The 20,023-nt window shown below is 55.6% G+C and carries 19 protein-coding genes, 1 tRNA gene and 1 pseudogene; 9 read left to right on the top strand and 12 right to left on the bottom strand.

Features of this window, described 5'->3' with window-relative positions:
• From NTW95_11480 to NTW95_11465, 4 genes are all read left to right on the top strand, one after another.
• On the top strand, positions 1-878 hold an 878-nt coding region (locus tag NTW95_11480; protein ID MCX6558026.1), incomplete at its 5' end, for a hypothetical protein.
• A gap of 180 nt (positions 879-1,058) precedes the next feature.
• On the top strand, positions 1,059-2,978 hold the full coding sequence (gene dnaK / locus NTW95_11475) for a molecular chaperone DnaK (protein MCX6558025.1): 1,920 nt from the start codon (positions 1,059-1,061) through the stop codon (positions 2,976-2,978).
• Positions 2,979-3,114: 136 nt separating this feature from the next.
• Positions 3,115-4,002: a hypothetical protein gene (locus NTW95_11470; protein MCX6558024.1), complete on the top strand. Its 888-nt coding sequence runs from the start codon at positions 3,115-3,117 to the stop codon at positions 4,000-4,002.
• Between the two features lie 45 nt (positions 4,003-4,047).
• The gene (locus NTW95_11465; GenBank protein ID MCX6558023.1) at positions 4,048-4,263 is read left to right on the top strand and encodes a DUF2007 domain-containing protein; all 216 of its coding nucleotides are present in this window, start codon (positions 4,048-4,050) and stop codon (positions 4,261-4,263) included.
• Between the two features lie 18 nt (positions 4,264-4,281).
• Here the strand turns inward: NTW95_11465 and surE are convergent.
• From surE to secA, 6 genes and pseudogenes are all read right to left on the bottom strand, one after another.
• Positions 4,282-5,043, bottom strand: a pseudogene (surE, locus tag NTW95_11460) (5'/3'-nucleotidase SurE).
• 25 nt (positions 5,044-5,068) lie between these two features.
• Positions 5,069-5,143, bottom strand: a tRNA-Pro gene (locus NTW95_11455).
• A gap of 6 nt (positions 5,144-5,149) precedes the next feature.
• Entirely contained in the window at positions 5,150-5,521 is a 372-nt protein-coding gene (locus NTW95_11450; GenBank protein MCX6558022.1) for a MerR family transcriptional regulator, read from the bottom strand.
• A gap of 78 nt (positions 5,522-5,599) precedes the next feature.
• Entirely contained in the window at positions 5,600-6,211 is a 612-nt protein-coding gene (locus tag NTW95_11445) for a hypothetical protein (GenBank protein MCX6558021.1), read from the bottom strand.
• Positions 6,212-6,219: 8 nt separating this feature from the next.
• Complete coding sequence (gene guaB / locus NTW95_11440) at positions 6,220-7,692, bottom strand: IMP dehydrogenase (GenBank protein ID MCX6558020.1); 1,473 nt, start codon at positions 7,690-7,692, stop codon at positions 6,220-6,222.
• Positions 7,689-10,262, bottom strand: a complete 2,574-nt coding sequence (gene secA / locus NTW95_11435; GenBank protein ID MCX6558019.1) for a preprotein translocase subunit SecA — start codon at positions 10,260-10,262, stop codon at positions 7,689-7,691. Before secA ends, guaB begins: the two co-directional genes overlap by 4 nt.
• A gap of 104 nt (positions 10,263-10,366) precedes the next feature.
• Here secA and NTW95_11430 point away from each other — a divergent pair, with 104 nt between their 5' ends.
• Positions 10,367-11,215: a kinase/pyrophosphorylase gene (locus tag NTW95_11430; GenBank protein MCX6558018.1), complete on the top strand. Its 849-nt coding sequence runs from the start codon at positions 10,367-10,369 to the stop codon at positions 11,213-11,215.
• Here NTW95_11430 and NTW95_11425 read toward each other — a convergent pair.
• A complete protein-coding gene (locus tag NTW95_11425) occupies positions 11,212-12,441 on the bottom strand; it encodes a S1 RNA-binding domain-containing protein (GenBank protein ID MCX6558017.1) in 1,230 nt (409 codons plus the stop codon). The genes NTW95_11430 and NTW95_11425 overlap by 4 nt on opposite strands.
• Before the next feature lie 120 nt (positions 12,442-12,561).
• Here NTW95_11425 and NTW95_11420 point away from each other — a divergent pair, with 120 nt between their 5' ends.
• A complete protein-coding gene (locus NTW95_11420) occupies positions 12,562-13,215 on the top strand; it encodes a DUF3943 domain-containing protein (GenBank protein MCX6558016.1) in 654 nt (217 codons plus the stop codon).
• 10 nt (positions 13,216-13,225) lie between these two features.
• On the opposite strand, the gene NTW95_11415 is transcribed toward NTW95_11420, so the two are convergent.
• Together NTW95_11415 and NTW95_11410 are read right to left on the bottom strand one after the other, a co-directional pair.
• Entirely contained in the window at positions 13,226-13,648 is a 423-nt protein-coding gene (locus NTW95_11415; GenBank protein MCX6558015.1) for a polymer-forming cytoskeletal protein, read from the bottom strand.
• Positions 13,614-14,330 (bottom strand): phenylalanine--tRNA ligase beta subunit-related protein, encoded by a 717-nt coding sequence (locus tag NTW95_11410; protein MCX6558014.1) that lies wholly within the window; start codon positions 14,328-14,330, stop codon positions 13,614-13,616. Before NTW95_11410 ends, NTW95_11415 begins: the two co-directional genes overlap by 35 nt.
• A gap of 107 nt (positions 14,331-14,437) precedes the next feature.
• Between NTW95_11410 and NTW95_11405 the strand changes: the two genes are divergently transcribed.
• The gene (locus NTW95_11405) at positions 14,438-14,638 is read left to right on the top strand and encodes a hypothetical protein (GenBank protein ID MCX6558013.1); all 201 of its coding nucleotides are present in this window, start codon (positions 14,438-14,440) and stop codon (positions 14,636-14,638) included.
• Between the two features lie 23 nt (positions 14,639-14,661).
• Positions 14,662-15,762 (top strand): prolyl oligopeptidase family serine peptidase, encoded by a 1,101-nt coding sequence (locus tag NTW95_11400; GenBank protein MCX6558012.1) that lies wholly within the window; start codon positions 14,662-14,664, stop codon positions 15,760-15,762.
• Between the two features lie 5 nt (positions 15,763-15,767).
• On the opposite strand, the gene asd is transcribed toward NTW95_11400, so the two are convergent.
• Positions 15,768-16,601 carry an archaetidylserine decarboxylase gene (asd, locus tag NTW95_11395; protein MCX6558011.1) on the bottom strand — a complete coding sequence of 278 codons (834 nt, stop codon included), beginning with the start codon at positions 16,599-16,601 and terminating at the stop codon, positions 15,768-15,770.
• Between the two features lie 270 nt (positions 16,602-16,871).
• On the opposite strand from asd, the gene NTW95_11390 reads away from it, so the two are divergent.
• Positions 16,872-18,182, top strand: a complete 1,311-nt coding sequence (locus NTW95_11390) for a hypothetical protein (GenBank protein ID MCX6558010.1) — start codon at positions 16,872-16,874, stop codon at positions 18,180-18,182.
• On the opposite strand, the gene NTW95_11385 is transcribed toward NTW95_11390, so the two are convergent.
• Positions 18,179-18,943, bottom strand: coding sequence for a TSUP family transporter (locus NTW95_11385; GenBank protein MCX6558009.1), 765 nt, complete (start codon positions 18,941-18,943; stop codon positions 18,179-18,181). The genes NTW95_11390 and NTW95_11385 overlap by 4 nt on opposite strands.
• A 39-nt stretch (positions 18,944-18,982) precedes the next feature.
• A partial coding sequence (locus tag NTW95_11380) for an asparagine synthase C-terminal domain-containing protein (GenBank protein ID MCX6558008.1) occupies positions 18,983-20,023 on the bottom strand: 1,041 nt, incomplete at its 5' end.

The following is a 20,023-nucleotide window of genomic DNA, read 5'->3' as shown; positions in this document are numbered from 1 at the left end:
TTGTCATGGATCTCGTGCTTCCCGGCCGCGCCGCACCCGGAGCCGGGCAGGTGGAAAGATGGGCCAACCGAACATGTGCGGCGATCAAGATGAAGACTTTCGGCGAACCGATCAAGGCCGGGAAAGAGCTGGGTGAAGGGGACGCATTGGTGCAGTACGTCGAGACCAGTGCCATCAATTACCGGCGTTTCGGGAAGGTGGCGGCCCTCAATTGTTTTACCTGCGCTTTTTTGCCGGTGGCCGATGCGATCAAAACCTCGATCGATTTTTTCAAGGCTGAAAAGGCGATCTGCTGGCACCTACCGCGCGGCTCTTTTGCCGAGATAAAAAAAATAAGAAAAAATACCCAGATCTTCGAATACAATCCGGCCGCAACCAAGAATGCTCCAGTTTTCCAGCCGCGCCTGATCGAAAGCGCGGAGGCGTTTGCCAGGGATTTCCCCTTTTTTCGCGAAAAAGGAACGGATGAATTTGAACTGATCATGGATATCTATGACTGCGATTACGAGAAAATTTCCAGCCCGGCAGTCGTGGCCCGCTGGGCGGGAAGCGAGTTTCCCAAGTATACCGGACTGAAAACAATCGGCAAGGCGGACGCCCCCGATTTCGGTCATGCCAAGAAAAAAACGGCCGGGCCATCGGTGGTGCAGCTGCTCAAGGGCGGCTCCAACATCAGCCATTATTCGGTCAATTGGCTGATGATCGTGGTCAATGTCGTGGCCAGGCAGGAGTTTCCCCTAAAAAAGACCATCAGCAAGACCATGAAATATTTCCGGGGCAAGTACGCGGTTTGCTGGCTGCTGCCCAGGGGAAACTTCAATCATTCCCTGAAGCAGGTCGCCGCCAACACGTATATTTTTGGTGTAGAAGCCAAGTAATTCCGACAATCACCCTTTTTTGTTTGGCATAAATAATTGTTCTAGTTAACAAGCTTTTTATCGTATCTTTCAAAGTTGACAATGAAACACTAAATTAATTATAACAATTCAATTATTAATCTGTTGACAAATTGGTTTATTTGATTTATATTATATTCAAACAAATGAAAGGAGTTAACTATGGGAAGAATAATAGGAATTGACTTGGGAACAACCAATTCGGCAGTGGCGATAATGGAAAAGGGCGATATCAAGATCATCACCAATTCCGAGGGCGGGCGAACGACCCCGTCGGTGGTCGGTTTCGCCAAGGACGGCGGGCGGTTGGTGGGCCAGGTGGCCAAGCGCCAGTCGATCACCAATCCGGAAAATACCGTCTATTCGATCAAGCGTTTCATGGGCCGTCGCATCTCCGAGGTCAGGGACGAGATCAAGATGGTCCCCTACAAGGTAGTCAGCGGTCCGAACGACGATGCCCGGGTTAGCATCGAGGGCAAGCAGTATTCACCGCCGGAAATTTCGGCGCTGATCCTGCAGAAGCTCAAGGAAGCGGCCGAGGATTACCTCGGTGAAAAAGTGACCGAAGCGGTGATCACGGTGCCGGCTTATTTCAACGACGCCCAGCGCCAGGCTACCAAGGATGCCGGAAAAATCGCCGGCCTGGATGTCAAGCGCATCATCAACGAGCCGACGGCGGCGGCGCTGGCGTATGGCATGGACAAGAAAAAGGATGAGCTGATCGCCGTCTACGATTTCGGCGGCGGCACTTTCGATATCTCCATTTTGGAAATCGGCGAAAATATAGTTGAAGTCAAATCGACCAATGGCGATACCCACTTGGGCGGTGACAACATCGATCAGCGGCTGATCGACTGGATCGGTGAGGAATTCAAGAAGGACCAGGGCATCGACCTGACCAAGGATAAAATGGCTTTGCAGCGGTTGAAGGAAGCCGCCGAAAAGGCCAAGATCGAGCTCTCCACCGCCCTGGAAACCGAAATCAACCTGCCTTTCGTGACCGCCGACGCCTCGGGCCCCAAGCACTTGGTGATGAAGCTGAGCCGCTCCAAGCTTGAACAGCTGGTCGGCGACATCATCGAACGCTCGATCGCCCCGTGCAAGCAGGCCATCAAGGATGCCGGGATCGGCATCGCCGATATCAAGGAGGTCATCCTGGTCGGCGGCATGACGCGCATGCCCTATATACAGGAACTGGTCAAGAAATTTTTCGGTCGCGACGGCAACAAGAGCGTCAACCCCGATGAAGTTGTCGCCGCCGGCGCGGCGGTGCAGGGCGGCGTCCTGGGCGGCGAAGCCAAGGACATTTTATTGCTTGACGTCACGCCCCTGTCATTGGGCATCGAAACCCTGGGCGGCATCTCGCACAAATTGATCGAGCGCAATACGACCATCCCGACAAAAAAAACCGACATTTTCACCACCGCCGAGGACAATCAATCGACCGTGGAAATCCACGTGCTGCAAGGCGAGAGGGAGATGGCCCGCGACAACCGCACCCTGGGCAAATTTCATTTGACCGGTCTGCCGCCGGCTCCCCGCGGCGTTCCCCAGGTGGAAGTTACCTTCGACATTGACGCCAACGGCATCCTCAATGTGTCGGCCAAGGACCTGGCGACCAACAAGCAGCAGGCCATCACCATCACCTCCTCCAGCGGGCTCAACGAAAAGGAAATCGACAAGATGGTCAAGGATGCCGAGAAGTTCCGCGCCGAGGACCAGCAGAAGAAAGACGCCATTGAAAACCGCAACAAGCTGGATCAGTTGTCCTATTCCTTGGAAAAACTGGTCAAGGAAAACAAGGACAAGATTCCCGAATCAATGGCCAGTGAGGTCGAATCGGCGGTCAAGCATGCCAAGGAAGTGGTTGAAAAGGGAGAAAGCCAGCAGATACTGGACGAAATCGAAAGCATCAACAAGCTGACCAGCAGGCTGTCTACCGAGATGTATAAGTCGGCCGGGGCGCAAAGAGGCCCCCAGCCCGGGGCGGAAGCCGAAAAAACTCCGGGGCCTGATTCTGCCGCCAGTGAAGGCGAAGTCATCGATGCCGAGTTTGAAGATTTAGGCAAAAAGAAAAAATAATTTTGTTCTTTTGATTCGTTTCCCCGCCCGCAAAACGGGCAGCCGCAATGGCTGTCCGTTGCAGCGGGCCTTGATCGGCCAGCTTGCTTTTTTTGCTCAACTATGTTAAATTTTAGACAAGATCTTAGGAGGTTTCATGAAACGAATCATTATGGTAACGATTTTACCGATAGCGTTGTTGCTTTCTTTTTGCAGTAAAAGAGTCGATCGCCAGGGCATCGATTTGAAGCTGACGCTCACGCCCGAATCGGTCACCGATTCCCTGTACCTGAAAATGGACTATGAATTCAAAACCGCCAACGATTTTAAAAAGCTGGCCCGTGACTTCGATGTATTCGTCCACTTCTGGCGGGTGAACAGCAAGGAGATGCTCCTCCAGGACGACCATGCGCTGGCGAAGAAAACCAGCGCCTGGGGAGCGAATGAAGATTTAAAATACTCCCGTGTCTTGTTCATCCCTCAGTTCCTGAACGAATTCGACGTCGACTTCGAAGGCTCGGAGGAAGTAAGGCTGACCGTTGGCTTGTACGACCTGAAGGCAACCGACAAGGAAAAGCCGCTGATCCTGTTCGAGAAAAAACTCAACATCCAGCCGGCCTCGTTCAACGCGCCTGAAATCGTCTATGACGAGGGTTGGAACGGGCTTGAAACCGATGTCAACGCCAAGGATTCGTTCCACCGCAGCTGGCGCTGGACCATGGCGAAATCGGTCTGCATCATCGAGAACCCGAAAAAGGAATGCACCTTGATCCTCAAGGGCGGAGTGAACAAATCGGTCTTCCCCGACCAAAAGATCACCTTGAAAATCAATGATTCTCTGCTCGAGGAATTCATCCCCGAGGAGGGCCAGTTCTCCAAGGAATATACCATCACCCCCGAACAAATGGGCGCCGGCGATGAATTTTTCCTGCGCTTTGAGACCGACAAGGTCTTCGTGCCCGCCAAGACGTTTCCCGGGAACAATGACAGCCGGGAATTGGGCATGCAGGTCTTTTTCATCTATTTCCGCGAAAAACTCAAGTAAGGACACGCATTTAGGATCGCATTGGCGGTGCCGGCTGGAGGCGTGATGATGGAATCCGATCTTGAAGAACTCCTGACGGTGGAAGGCGCCATGGAGGCCGAAATAGTCAAGTCCAAGCTTGAAAATTTTCAGATCCCGGTCCTGTTGAAATTCGAATCGGCTGGCCACATCTTCGGGATCACCATGGACGGACTGGGCAAGGTGAAGATCATGGTCCCGAAAGCGCTTTTGCAGGAAGCCAGGGAGATTTTGGCGGGATAGCCAGGGCCGCTGTCCGAGTTACAGCTTGAAGCGCTGGAAGGCGGAAGCCAGGCGCTCCATCTCCGCCTGGGAATTCAAATCGTACTTGATGATGCTCAGGGAAATATACTGGTTCTGCACGGCCCAGATATCGCTGCCTTCCTGGCAGCTGTAATTCGGCGTCCCGGTCCCGATCCAGTAGTATTTGCGGCCGCGCGGGTCGGTTCTTTCCACGATGTCCGGTGTGTAGCGTTTGCTGCCCAGGGAAGTCACGGCGATTTCGCCGCGATTGGGGAATGGGATGTTCATGTTGTAAATGACATTGTCGTGGTCGTGGGCGAGCAGCTTTTCCAATACCTTGGCCGTGATTTCCGCCCCCTGATCGAATTCAAAGGAGTGCTGCTGATACTGGCCCAGCCCGGCGATCAAGGAAACCGCCAGCGACGGGATGCCGTAAAGATATCCGGAAAAGGCCCCGCCCACCGTCCCGGAAAAGAAAACATCCTCGGAAAGGTTTTCGCCCAGGTTCATCCCGGAAACGATGAAATCGGGCCGCTGGGGAAGGATTTTCTGCAGCGCGATGTTGACGCAATCGGCGGTCGTGCCGTTCACGGCGTAGACGTTCGCCTCGACCTGGCTGACGCGCAGCGGCTGATTCTGTGTCAAGGCCTTGCTGATGGCGCTTCTTTAACTGTCGGGCGCCACGGCCCAGACGTGGTACTTTTTTTCAAGAATGGCCTTCAAGGAACTCAGGCCCTTGGAATAGAATCCATCATCGTTGGTCAATAGAATGGTTTTCATGGTGTCCGTAGAAAAATAAAATAAGTCGGGGCGAGTGGATTCGAACCACCGACCACACGCACCCCAAGCGTGTACGCTAACCAGACTGCGCTACGCCCCGACGCAATCAATTTTTATCATCTTTGGCCAGTAAAGTCAATATTTCGTCCAGTTCGCGGCGGATTCTTTTTACTTTCTCGCGATCGATCGCTCCCGGCGACGGAGCATCCTTGACCGAGTCAATCTCGCCAAAATTCTGCAGCAGCAGCTCCTTGATCTTGTTTTTGTCGCATTTATCGCGGCCCAGCCACTCCTTGATCTTCAAAATGATTTCCACATCGCGGCGGCTGTAAAATTTTTCGCCGCTCTGATTGGTCACCGGAGTGAAAAACGGGAATTCCTTTTCCCAGTAATCCAGCACCCGGCCGTCCAGCTTGGCCAGCTGCATCACTTCCTTGCGCCGGAAGGTGAGCTTTTCAGGAATATTGCTTTTGCTCATTTCCGTCAACCGCATTCCCGGTCGCAGCAAATCCTTTGGCAGAAGGAATTTCTTTTCGTCTGGTCATGGCGCGACGCTTCAGAAGTTGACCACCATACTTCCACCGAAATAAAAGCCGTTTTTAAATCCGGCCTCTGCACGCAGGATGAATTTATTGTCGATGTTGCCCATGATGCCGATGGGAATATGCCCAACCGGCAGGAACATTTTTTTATCCAGGGTTTTGTGGATGGTGGTACCCAGCTCGTCCATGTACGACCCCTCGGCAAAAATACTGAACCGGCAGATGCCGATGCCGCCGCCGATATAGGGATGAATCGGAGAACTCGAGAAAATATGCATCAAAATGGTCGCGGTAAAACTGATCTGGGTGATTTCGCCGGAACCAAACAGACGGTTGTTGAATTGTTCGTTGCGGAAATAGCCATTGCCTTCCATGCGGCTGTATTCTAGGCTGTAAATGCCACTGAAAACCGATTGGGGACCCTTGTTGCCATAGGAATGGATTTCGAAGGCAAAGGAATTTCCCTTTAATTGCGGATGCTCGAAAAATACCAGGTCCAGCAAGGCATTGGGAATACCGAATGTTCCCCCACGTATCCCGGCACCGAACTGCGATACTTTGGCTGCGTTGGCGTTGATGCCCATGCTCCCCAACAACAGCAATATACCGAGGACTTTCGTTTTCATTGGTTCTCCTAATCCAAACGATAATTAGGCGATTCCTCGGTAATGATCACGTCGTGAACATGGCTTTCCTTTAAACTGGCATGGGTGATGCGGATGAAATGCGATTTTTTCTTCAGTTCCCCGATGGAATGGCAGCCGGTGAGGCCCATGCCGGCTTTGACGCCGCCGATCAGGAGAGGAACGAGATTCATGACCGTGCCGCGATAGGGAACTCGCCCCTCGATCCCTTCGGGAACCAGTTTGGATTCGGAATATTCATCTTCCTGAAAGTAACGATCGCGGCTGCCCGCTTTCATGGCGGCGAGTGAGCCCATGCCGCGGTATTTTTTATAGGAGCGGCCCTGGTAGATGACCATTTCCCCCGGGCTTTCGTCGGTTCCGGCCAGGATGGAGCCGATCATCACCGCATCCGCCCCAGCGGCCAGGGCTTTTGTCACATCCCCGGAAAATTTTATCCCGCCGTCGGCGATGATCGGCACTTTGCCGGCGGTTTCTTCGGCCACGGCCATGATCGCCGAAATCTGCGGCACTCCAGCCCCGGTGACTACCCGGGTGGTGCAGATGGAGCCTGGACCGATTCCGACCTTGATGCCGTCTACGCCCAGTTTGAGCAGGTCGCGGGCGGCAGCGGCCGTGGCGATATTGCCCACGACCAGATCCAAGCCATCGGCCGCCGCCCGGATTTTTTCGACGGTTTGCAGCACTTTGCGCGAATGGGCGTGCGAGGTGTCGATAACCAGCACATCGGCCTTGGCTTCGACCAGGGCTTTCACCCGCTCCATGGTGTCGCTGCCGGTGCTGACCGCAGCCCCGACCAGCAGGTGGCCCATTTTGTCCTTGGAGGCGGAAGGAAAGTTTTCAGTTTTCAGAATATCCTTGAAGGTGATCAGTCCTTTTAAAAAATTGTTCCGATCGACCACCGGCAGTTTTTCGATGCGGTTGACGTGCAGCAAATGCTTGGCTTCGGCCATGGTGAAGTCAACCGGGGCGGTGACCAGGTTTTCCGTCCTCATGATGGTCGAGATTTTTTCGCTGCTGTTGGCGGCGAAGCGCAAATCGCGGTTGGTCAAAATTCCAACCAGTTTTCCCTGTTTGTCGACGATCGGCAGTCCGGAGATTCCTTTTTCTCTCACCAGCTGCAGTGCCTGCTGGATGGTGTTGTCGGGACGGAGGGTGAAGGGATTGACGATCATACCCGATTCGGAGCGCTTGACCTTGAGCACCTCTCCAGCTTGCTCTTCAATGGTCAGGTTCTTGTGGATGACGGCCATGCCTCCGAGCTGGGCCATGGCGATGGCCATCCGCGATTCGGAGACGGTGTCCATGGCCGCCGCGACCAAAGGGATGCGCAAGGGGATATGCCGCGAAAACATCGTGGCCGTATCGGTCTGGTTGGGCAGCACCTCGGAGTAGGCGGGGACGAGCAGCACGTCGTCGAAGGTCAGGCCTTCGGCGGCGATGATTTTATCTTTTGCTTTCATCTTCTTTTATTTTTCCTGCCTGGCATTTTGAACAGGGGGCTTGCCACCTTGGCTTTCTTTTTTTTGCGCCAATCATCGATCTCCTGGTCGCTTACCGGGCGGAAGAAGAACAGGAAACGCAGGATCTCTTCATCGATGCGGTTGAGCAGGGCTTCGTACATCTGGTAGCTTTCCTTCTTGTATTCAATGAGCGGATCTTTCTGGGCGTAGCCGCGCAGGCCAATGCCCTCTTTCAGGTGGTCGATGTTGAGCAGGTGGTCCTTCCACTGGGAATCGGTTACCTGCAGCATGATCATCCGTTCGAGCTCGCGCATCTGTCCCGAACCGATCGCCGCCTCTTTTTCCGCATAAAATTTCTTGATGCCGGCCAGGATGTTTTCCTTCAGGAGCAGGGGCGGCAGGTCATGGTAATCCGCGCCGATGATCTGCTTGGCATCCAAACCGAACTGCATCTGGAGTTCTTTTTGAAAAGATTCCCAGTCCCACTCGTCGGCATCCTTGTTTTCATCGATGTAAAAAGTAAAAACTTCGTTGTACAGATCGTCGATGAGCTCGAGAATGTAATCCTTGAAATCCTTGCCGAAAAGGATGTCGCGACGCAGCGCATAGATATGCTGGCGCTGCTTGTTCATCACGTCGTCGTACTCCAGCAGGTGCTTGCGGATGGAAAAATTCTGGCCTTCGATCTGCTTTTGCGCGTTTTCGATGGCCCGCGACACCAGCCGGTTTTCCAAGGGGACGCCGTTGCTCATGCCTGCTCTGACCAGCATCCCGCGCACCCGGTCCGAGCCGAGGATTTTCATCAGGTCGTCTTCCAGGGAAATGTAGAAGCGGGAGGAGCCGGGATCGCCCTGGCGGCCGGAGCGGCCGCGCAGCTGGTTGTCAATGCGGCGGGCTTCATGGCGCTCGGTGCCCAGGATGTGCAAACCGCCGCGGGCGATTACAGTTTCGTGTTCGCGGGTCACCTGGTCGCCGATCTCTTTTCGCGCTTTTTCGGCGACGACCGGCGGCGCCGTCTCCGGGCTGAAGCCCTTCTTTTTCAACTCTTCCTTGAGCAGGGCGTCGACGTTCCCCCCCAACAGGATGTCGGTGCCGCGACCGGCCATATTGGTGGCGATGGTCACCGAATGGAGGCGTCCGGCCTGGGCCACGATCTCGGCCTCCATTTCGTGGTATTTGGCGTTCAGGACCACGTGGCGGATCCTTTCCCTTTGCAGCCGGCGGCTGAGCAGCTCCGAGTTTTCGATGGAGATCGTTCCCACCAGGACCGGCTGGCCCTTTTCGTTCAAGTCCTTGATCTCCTTGGCCACGGCTTCCCACTTCTCTTCCTTGCTGCCGTAGATCACGTCGCGGTACTCGGTGCGGATCAATGATTGATTGGTGGGGATCTCCACGACGTCGAGGTTGTAGATGTGGGCGAATTCGGCCGCCTCGGTGATGGCGGTTCCGGTCATGCCAGCCAGCCTCTTGTACATGCGGAAATAGTTTTGAAAGGTGATGGTGGCCAGGGTTTGGTATTCCTGCTCGACCTTGACGTTCTCCTTGGCTTCCAGGGCCTGGTGGAGGCCGTCCGAATAGCGGCGGCCGGGCATGATGCGGCCGGTGAATTCATCGACGATCAAAACCTGGTCGTCCTTGACCAGGTAATCGACGTCGCGGTTGAATAGCAGGTGCGCCTTGAGCGATTGATAGATCTGGTGCAGCAGGTCCATATTGGGCAGATCGTACAAATTTTCAACGTGGAAAAATTTCTCGGCCTCGCTGATGCCAATTTCAGTCAAGACCACGGTCTTGGATTTTTCGTCCAATTCGAATAGTTCCTTGCTGCGCTTAATGCGGACGACGAATTCGTTGACCCGGTAAAAGAAGGAGGTGGATTGCTCGGTGGGGCCCGAGATGATCAGCGGCGTCCGGGCTTCATCGATGAGAATGGAGTCGACTTCGTCGACGATGGCGAAATTGAATTCGCGCTGGCTCAGGCTCTGCACGTCGAATTTCATGTTGTCGCGCAGGTAGTCGAAGCCGAATTCGTTGTTGGTCCCGTAGGTGACGTCACAGGCATATGCGGTCTGGCGTTGCTGGTCGTCCATTTCGTGCTGGATGACGCCCACGGAAAGGCCCAGGAACTGGTAGATCTTTCCCATCCATTTGGAGTCGCGGCTGGCCAGGTAGTCGTTGACGGTGACGATGTGCACGCCCTTCCCGTCAAGTGAATTCAAATAGGCGGGTAAGGTGGCCACCAGGGTTTTCCCCTCGCCAGTTTTCATCTCGGCGATCTTGCCCTGGTGCAGCACCATACCGCCCAGCAGTTGTACGTCGAAATGCCTCATGTTCAGGGTGCGCCGCGCTGCTTCACGCACGACGGCGAACGTTTCCACCAGCAGGTCGTCGAGCGACTCGCCGTCCTGGACCCGTTTCTTGAATTCGTCCGTCTTGGCGCGCAGCTGGTCGTCGCTCATCTGGCGCATGGCGGGTTCGAGTTCGTTGATGCGGATGACGCTGGGACGAAGGCGCTTTAAATCGCGTTCAGTTTGGGTGCCGAATATTTTGCGAATGATGAATTTAAACATGTTGTTCTATTATAGCAGATATAGTGAATTTTGTTCAAATAGACGGGGGAAGCGGGAGTGCCCGGCAGGTTGACTTTTCAACGGCTTGGCTTTACTGTTCGGCCATGGTTCAGTCCGGCAAAGAGTTCAAGCGCTATGTTTTCGCCGTATCCGATGCCACCGGGAAGACCTGTGAAACGGTGGTCCAGGCGGCGCTGACCCAGTTCACCACCACGCAGATCATCCTGGAGACCTTTTCCAATGTTCGCACCTTGAAAAAAGTCCATGATATCTTCCAGCGCGCCTCGACGGCAAACGGTGTGATCATCTACACCATGGCCTCGCCCAAGCTGCGGCAGAAAATAACGGAATTGGGCCGCATGAACGGTGTGCCCACCGTGGATATCCTGGGGCCGGTGTTGACCCGGTTGTCCGACTTGCTGGAAATTTCACCCTTGGCCAAGCCCGGACTTTTCCGCCAGCTGGACAGCGACTATTTCAAGCGCATCGAGGCGGTCGATTTCACCATCAAGCACGATGACGGCATTGGGCTGTCCAGCATCGCCGGCGCCGAAATCGTCCTGCTGGGTGTTTCGCGCACGTCGAAGACGCCGGTCAGCATTTATTTGTCCTACCGCGGTTGGAAAGTAGCCAATATCCCGGTCGTCATGAATGAGGAATTGCCGGAAGAATTGCATCATATCGACCAAAGGAAAATCATCGCCTTGACCATCAACCCCAGGCGGCTGGAGGTGATCCGCTGCCAGCGGCAGATGAGGCTGAGAAACGAGTCGTTTTCCAGTTACACCGACATCGAGCAAATTCGCCGCGAAGTGCTGTTCGCCATGCGCTTGTTCGAGCATGGGCAATGGCCGATCCTTGATGTTACCTACAAGTCGATCGAGGAAACGGCCACCGAGATCATGCGCCTGATTTACGCCCGCTCGGGGCTGAAAAAGGGAAATATTTTTTAGCTGGTGGAAACGTCTTTCCCGACGATTGCCGAATCCAACAGGGCGGCCATCGTCCCAGCTTTGGCGTTCAAATCCTCTTCCTGCTTTTTCTTGAGCCGGACAAGCTCGTTGCCGTAATCCACCGCGGCTTCCTCCATGGTGAGCGAGATCGTTTTTTTCGCCAGGTCGACGGCCAAGACGCGGACATTGACCGTCTGGCCGATGGCGAGGATTTCCTTGGGATGGGCGACGCGGCGGTCGGCTCCCAGTTGCGATATATGCAACAGCCCGACCACTCCGGGAAACAATTCAACGAAGGCGCCGAACGGTTTCAAGCGCAGGACCACGCCTGGAAATTCCTTACCCACGGCGACGGTTTCGCCGGCGGCAACCCAGGGATCGGCTTGCAAGGCCTTAAGGCTCAGGGAAATTTTTCTCGTTTCCTGGTCCAGCTTGATGATGACCACGTTCAGTTTCTGCCCGACGCTCAGCGCGGCCTGGGCGCTTGGAGTTTTCTGGTGGGAGATTTCCGAAACATGCAACAGCCCCTCGACGCCGCCGATGTCGACGAACGCGCCGTAGTCATGCACGGAAATCACGGTTCCTTCATGTACCTGGCCGGCCTGAAGCTCCAACCAGCGCTGTCGGGATCGCTCCCGCTCCGCCGACTGGAGCAATTCCTTGCGTCCGACCACGATGTTGCGACCGTCTTCCTCGTATTGCATGACCAGGAATGTATAGGTTTTATCGAGATGAATTTCCGGATTTTGGCAGTAATTTTTTTCGATCTGGGATATCGGGCAGAACGCTTTTTGACCGAGGACATGGACCTCAAAACCGCCCTTCTGCAGGGATTTCACCTTGCCTTCCACCGGTAGACCCTTATTGAAAGCTTCTTGCAGCAGCAGCCGGGACGGAGATTCCCTGTTTTGCCGCGACTCGCTGGCGCCGGTTTGCCGCAAGCGACTGGTGCAGTGGAATATGCCTTCCCTGAAGGCGCTGACCAGCACCTGGACCGAGTCGTCTTCCTTCACGGTCAAGCGGCCGTCGATCATGCACTCCTCCCTGGCGAGCATGCCCTCGGCGCGCGCCCCCAAATCCAAAAAAATGTTTTCCTTGCCGATGGAAATGACTTTGCCTTCGGTCACTTCGCCGACCTTGATCGTGATCGCCGCGGGCATGGAGGCGTTCAGCAGGTCGGCAAAACTTTCATTTTTGTTCGTAGCGGCAGTTTTGTTTTCGGTCATAATAATCCTTGATTTATGGAATTTCTCAGCTTGGCCAGACTAGATTTGTCAGTTTAACCCCATGGCGAGTAAAAGTCAAGGGTAACGGCGCTGCCTTTTTTTGTGCTAAAATAGGATGGCATGGGGAAAAAACTTTCGCTGCTTCTGCTGGCCGCTACGCTGATCCTGCCCCTCCGGGCCGAGAGCGGCAAAGAGAAAATAAGCCTTTGGCAGGACGTGGCGATCGTTTCCGCGGTCACCTGCGTCTACGTGCTGGTCCTTCCCGATACGCGCCGGCGCATATTTCACGAAGCGTCGCTGGCCAGGGTCTGGCGAAATTTCCGGAACCCCATCACCAGCGCCATCCTGGGAGGGAAAAGCGATCATAACAGCTTCTGGATCAACTATGTCGGGCATCCGCTCAGTTTTGCCGGGCTGGGCCTGTATTTGAAAGAACGCGGCTACAGCAACGGCGGGGCGCTCTTTTTCAGCCAGGCGGTGAATATCGTCTGGGAATATGTGATCGAAGGCAGCATGTGGCTCCCCTCGGGCAAGGATCTGCTTGCCGATCTGTGCGGTTCGCTGGCCGCGATTTATGTTCTCGATCCGCTTTCCGACAGCGGGGAAAAAAGAATCTCCCTTGGAGACCGGCGCTGGGGAAATTATTTCCTGTACTATCTCAATCCTTTCAAGAAAATCAACCGCTGGATCTTCGGCCGGCGGCGAAGCGCGGCCGGATTCTATATCTTCCCGGCCCGGGGGGGATTCGTGGCCGGGCTGCATTGGCAAAAATAAAAAAAAGCCGCTATTGCGATTCCTGGCCGTTCTGCAGGTCTTTTCTTTTTTCAACGAAATACTCGGGGGTCAAGGTTTTGCCTTTGCTGGTTTTGATCTTGCCATCGAAAAAGGCGCCTTCGGCGATGGCTATTTTTTGACAAACGATATTCCCCAGGATGTACCCGCTGCTCCTGATTTCGATCTTGTCGTTGGCCCGGATCTGTCCTTCGACCCGGCCTTCGATGACCATGTTGGCGATTTGCGCTTCGCCTTTGAAACTGCCCTTTTTGCCGATGAACAGCAATCCATCGATATCGATGTTCCCGGTCAATTGGCCCTCCAAAAGCAGATCGCCCTGGCCGCGGATTTCACCGCTAATGACCGTGCCCGGAGTGATGACGGTTTTCAGCCCAAGTTCAGCAACCGAGTCTGTGATGCGCTGGTTTTGCATGGCTCTCCTTAGGGAAAATCCCTTGACTGTTGTTTGTTTCCAATAAAAAAGTTTGCCTGGCGCCGATGGCAAAAAACATATTGAACGCGGCCTGGGTTTCGGCCATTATTTCTCCCTTTAGGGGGTCTCCGGGATGAAAGAAAAGCACCTGGCCGATGTCCCGGCTGTTTTCCCTGACGCTGGTTCGCATGGAATCGGCTGAAGGGTTGCCGAATGCGCCAAGCTCATCACGGAGGACGATCCGGCCGTTGAAATTCAGGATCTCCTTGCCGATGCCCTGGTAGCGGTCGTTCTCATCGCCCAGGGTGATCACGATCGGGCCTTGGACCTGGGCTAGGTCGTACAACCCGAAGCAAATCTGGAAGCGGAGCGAAAGCAGGTTGGTCAGGTCAACCAGAGGGTTGACGGCAGGAAAATCATTTTTGCCGTGGAGCCGGCGCCACAGGGCTTCCGATGAAGGCCGATGGCGTGTCGGATCGATGCGCAGGGAATTGTACAGCTTGCGGGTCCAAGCGAAGCTGGGAGGCATGGACTGGCTGTGGCCTGAGCGGATGGCGGCCAATTGTTGGGCAATAAACTCCGCCAAAAGTCTGTCCCGGCCAGCGCTGATTCCAAGAAAAAGGTTGACTCCGGCACTCAGTTTTCCGGGCAACAGGTTCTGGATTGAAACTGGCTTAGCCATTGGCGTTTGTAAATTTTATCACAGTATGATAAAAAAATCCCTAAGACGGTCCCAAGCGGAGGTTTCCCCCATTTGGCCGCGAACGGATTGAAGTCAAGGAGATTCTCATGAGTAAATTCCTGCTTTGGCTGATATTGCTGGTGATCTGCTGGCCGCTGGCTTTGCTGGCCATTTTGTTCTATCCGTTGATTTGGCTCCTGGCGCTGCCTTTCCGTTTGCTGGGCATTACCGTCGAGGGTGTTTTTGAACTGCTCCGGGCATTGATCAATCTGCCGGCCCGGATTTTACGCGGACCCCGGCTTCGATGAATTCAATTTTCGGGAGAAATAAAATGTTCAAAAAAACCCATTCATACGATCGATTGGCGCTTCTGGGATTAAGCCTGCTTGCTTTGCTGCTGCCGCTGGCGGCCCTGAGCAAGGGCGAAAGCGACGATGCTTCGGTGCAAAAAATGATCGAGCGGCGTTTTGAAGCGCTGGATCACCGCCTGGACCAGCTGGAAAAAGCCGTCGACGATATTCTCTGGTACAACAAGGTCGGCGACGTTGCCGTGATCGACAAGGTGTTCCAGTACGGGCCGCCGCCGGCCAACATCAAAAACCCGACCGCCATGGGCGCCCAAAACCCGGTGAAATTCTGGTCCTACATTTTTATTCCCAAGGGCATCGACTGCGGCCGCAAATATCCGCTGCTGGTGCTGCCCCATGGCGGCGTCCACGCCAACTTCACCACCTACCATACCCACATCATCCGCGAACTGATGGCCCAGGGCTATGTGGTGGTCGCCCCCGAATACCGCGGCAGTACCGGCTATGGCCAGGGCTTTTATGAGAGAATTGATTACGGCGGACGTGAAATCGACGACTGCCACGCCAGCCGCGCCTACATGGTCGAAAACTATGAATTTGTCGACGGCGCGCGCGTCGGGCTTATCGGCTGGAGCCACGGCGGCCTGATCGCCCTGATGAATATTTTCGAACATCCCGACGATTACCAGGCGGCATTCGCCGGCGTCCCGGTCAGCGACCTGGTCATGCGCCTGGGCTATCAGAGCCCCGATTATCCCGAAGAGTTCGCAGCCCCTTACCACATCGGAAAAACAGTCAACGAGGACGTGAAGGAATACCAGCGCCGTTCGCCGGTCTGGCACGTCAAGAAGCTGCAGACGCCGCTCCTGATCCACACCAACACCAACGACGATGACGTGTACTCGATCGAGGTCGAACATTTGATCCAAGCCCTGAAAGTGGAGGGGAAAAAATTCGAGTATGAAATATTCAAGGATGCCCCGGGCGGCCACAGCTTCGACCGCATCGATACCAGGCTGGCCAAGGAGATCCGCTTGAAGATCTACAAGTTCCTGGCCGGCTACCTGCATCCGGCCCACCCCTTCGCCTCACTGGCCGACCTGAACCGGGCCGGATACCGTTAACCTCTTCAGCTTCTGATTTTAAATATGGGGTCGCCGACGCGAACCGGCTCTCCTTTTTCGGCGACCGCCGCTTCGACCAGGGCGGCCGGGATTGCCATGATGATGGTCGATCCCATATTGAAGCGCCCCATCTCGGCCATCTGCGTCACCGGGATGTCAAGTTCGCGCCATTCGTTTTTGGCGGGCAGGCCGTCGGGCAGATAGGCCATGACGATGCTGCCCACGAAAGTGGCGCCCACCGCCGCCACATATAATGAACTCCCCTTCAATTCGATTCGCGTTATCAGGCGCTCGTTTTTGATAAAGAGTTTCCGGACGTTGGCGCAGGAGAAAGCATTGACCGGGAACAAACGGTTGCCGCCGTGAAAACAGCCGCTGATACGGCCTGAAACCGGATAGTGGTAGCGGTGGTAATTGCGCGGCGACAGGTAAATGATGGCCAGGTGCCAGCCTGGCGAAAAATCGATGTCCGCGGCCAAAAAACGGCCGAGCGGATAGGTTTTCCCCTTGACCTGGGTGGCGCAGTCGCTGGTGATGAACTCCAGCTCGCTCAATTGGCCGTCGGCCGGGGAAAGGATGAATCTTCCGTCCGCGGGCAAAGGCCTCTTTTGCGGGTCAAATGGACGGATGAAAAAATCGGCCAGCGAAGGGTAGTCCAGGAACGATCCCGCGAATTCATCCATGGGTATCTGGTAGTGGTTTTTGAATCTGGCGATCATCCTCCTGGCCAGGAAACGGGGCCTGCGCAGGCGCATCAGTTTTCCCCACAGGCGGCTGAGCAACGGCATAGAGATGCAGGCCAGAAACAGGCGGGAAAAAGGCGCAGAAATTTTTTTCATCTGTTTTTTATGCCATAGGCAAAGGAATTGTACTCTCCGGATCGCGAGGAGTCAACCCGGGTGGGGGATCTTGTCTTATGGTGAAAAAAAGGGCGTTCCAGCGGAACGCCCCTACGAAAACCCTGAAATTACAATATTGAGCATAGCAAAGCCATTGAGAATTCATTTTGCCAGATTGTTTTTGTCGTAGGGGCGATTCGGTGAATCGCCCTGGATGGCATGGATGTTACTATCCTTGTCGGCCGGAAACAGTCATGTTATCCTTGGCGGATGAGTCCCGATAAACCGGACTTGACCTGGAAAAAGATCGCGACTTTCTGGCTGCCGCTCTATTCCACCTGGCTGATGATGAGCGTGGAGGGGCCGTTCATCGCGGCCATCATCGCCCGTCTGGCCAACGCCACGTTCAACCTGGCCGCATACGGGGTCGCTTTTTCCCTGGCCATGATCTTCGAATCGCCGATCATCATGATGCTCAGCGCTTCGAATGTCCTGGTCAAGGACCGGGCTCACTTTCTCAAGCTGCGGCGTTTCAGCAACGGCCTGAACGCGCTCATCACCCTGGTCATGCTGCTGGTGCTGGTGCCGCCGGTGTTTTTCTGGCTGACTCGGAGCCTGATCGGGCTTCCCTGGCCGGTGGCGCGGCTGACGCATCTGGCCTCCATCCTCCTCATCCCCTGGCCGGCGGCCATCGGCTACCGTCGCTTCTACCAGGGCATCCTGATCGGCTACCATCTGCCGCACCGGGTGGCCTACGGCACCCTGGTCCGCCTGGGTTCGATGGCCGCGACCGCCTTGCTGCTCGACCTGTTTTCTCAACTGCCCGGGGCTTGCGTGGGGGCCGCCGCCTTGTCCGCCGGCGTCGTCATGGAAGCTCTGGCCAGCCGCTTCATGGCCCGCGACCTGGTCAGGAAGTTGCTGGCCGAGCCTGAAAAAGATGGTGGAACCAGACCGTTGATGAGCTATCGCTCCCTGGCCGGGTTCTACCTGCCCCTGGCCCTGACTTCGGTCCTGGCCCTGGCCATTTACCCGTTGATCTCATTTTTTCTTGGCAAAAGCCGCTTGCCGATAGAATCGCTGGCCCTGCTGCCGGTCTTAAACGCCTTGACCTTCATTTTCCGCAGCGCCGGCCTCTCGTTCCAGGAGGCGGCCATCGCCCTGCTCGGCCAGGGTCCCGGCAGCCGCCGCAAACTGGGTGCCTTGGCCCTTTTCCTGGGAATCGTCTCTTCGCTTTCCTTGGGACTGATTTCATTCACGCCGGCGGCTTTCTTATGGTTTCACCGCATCTCGGGGCTGACGCTGGAATTGACCCGCCTGGCTATCCTGCCGATCCGGGTCATGAGCATTCTGCCGGGACTGGAAGTGTTGCTCGCTTTTCAGCGTGCATTGCGGGTCAAGGAGAAGATCACGCGGCCGGTTACCCTGGCCACGGCCATCGAGGTGACGGTCATCGCCGCGGTGCTGCTGTTGGCCATATCGGGACTGCACATGATCGGCGTGGAAGCCGCCGCGCTGGCCGCGGTCGGCGGCAGGCTGTGCGCCAATTTTTATCTCCTGCGTTCCGGTAAAAAAAGAGGTTAGCTTCCGCGCAGCAGGTCAAAGACGATCTTAGCCAATAACAGGATCAGGGCCAGGATGAATATCGGCCGGATGATGTTGCCGCCCTTCTTGATGACCAGCCTGGCGCCGAGCAGATTGCCGGCAATGCCGGCGGCAGCGGCGGGAACGGCGATAGTGTAGATAACTTTGCCGCCGATGATGAACGCGGTCACGGCCGCGATATTGGAGGCCAGGTTGACGACTTTGGCGTTGGCGGTGGCGGTGACAAAATCGTATTTCAGTATCGCCGTAAAAAACAAGATCAGGAAGGTGCCGGTGCCGGGGCCGAAAAAACCGTCGTAAAAACCGATCAGGGTTGCTGCGGCGGCGGCGAGGGAGTATTTGCGTCCGCGGCTTTGGCGGTGGGAATGATTGTGCTGGCCGAGGGATGGATTAAACAGGGTGAAGGCGGCGATGACCGGAATGAGGACGACCAGCAGGTAGCGCAGGAATTCGGGATGGATCAGCAGAACGGTGCGGGCGCCCAGGAAAGAACCGGCCAGGGCGAACAGCGCGCTGAGCATGGCCACGCCGACGTCGATCAGCCCGTGCTGGTGATAGCGCAGGGTGGCGAAAAAAGTGCCAAAACTGGATGAGAATTTGTTGCTGCCCAGCACGGCATGCGGCGGCAGCCCGGCGGCCATGTAGGCGGGAACCGAAAGCAGCCCGCCGCCGCCGGCGATCGAATCGACCACGCCGGCCAGAAAAACGGCCGGCAGAACGATCAGGAACGTGTGCAGCATGGACGGTTCACTCCAGCACGGCCGGGCCTTCGCCTACGCTCATCCCTTGCCGTAATGGTCGTACCAGAGATGAAACTGCATCAGCGCCCAAAGCCGGTGCGAGTGGTTTTCGCGGTTCTGCAGGTGCTCCTGGATCATGGTCTGCACGGTGCGGGCATTGAACAAGCCCATGGCGTTGATCCGCCCTTCAGACAGGGTTTCCAGCATCAACTCCCGCAATTCGTTTTTCAGCCAGTTTTTGATGGGGATGGAAAAACCCTGTTTCTGGCGGTAAAGGATTTTGCGGTCGAGAATGCCTTCCATGGCTTTCTTGAAGAACCACTTGCCCGTGCCGTTCCTGACCTTCCAGTCCGCCGGCAGGGAAAACGCGAATTCGACCAGCTTGTAATCGAGCAAGGGGGCGCGCGCCTCCAGCGAAGCGGCCATGGTCATGCGGTCGACCTTGACCATGATGTCGTCGGCCAGGTAGGTCTTCAGATCCAGGTAGAGGTCCTGGTTGATCCCCGAAAATTTCGAGCTGCGTTTGAAAAAAGACGCGAATGGCTCGCGCTCGCTCAGCTCAAGAAAGAAGGATTCTTTCTGGAAGGCGGAGGTGTAGAGGCGTGATTTCTGCAGCGCGGTCAGGAAGAGCATCCAGCGGAAATGGCGGTTGACGGCCGCGTTGCCCAGGCCCTCGGCGAAGCGCTTGCTGCGGTTGATCAGCCCCTTTTTCAATGCCGAGGGGGGGACGAGGCGCATTGATTTTCCGATCAGCGTCCGCAGCGGGCGCAAGGGGGGAGCGTCGATGAAGCGCGCCAGCTTCTGGGCCAGGTAGTGCTCATAGCCGCCGAAAATTTCGTCGCCGCCATCGCCCGACAGGGCGACGGTAACCTTTTCCCGCGCGTTGCGGGCGACCAGGTAGGTGGGGAAATTTGAAAAATCCCCGAGGGGTTCATCCAGGCAGGCGGCCAGTTGCAGGACGAGGTCGCGGATATCGGCGCTCAGTATTTTTTCGCAGTGGTCGGTCTTGAAGGTTTCGGCGACCAGGCGCGAATACGGCAGTTCGCTGTACGATTTTTCCTCGAAACCGATGGAAAACGT

It is taken from the genome of Candidatus Aminicenantes bacterium, assembly GCA_026393795.1.
Classification (GTDB): domain Bacteria; phylum Acidobacteriota; class Aminicenantia; order UBA2199; family UBA2199; genus UBA2199.
The sequence above is the reverse complement of the archived record's forward strand: the minus strand, read 5'-3'. Positions and strand labels throughout refer to the sequence as shown.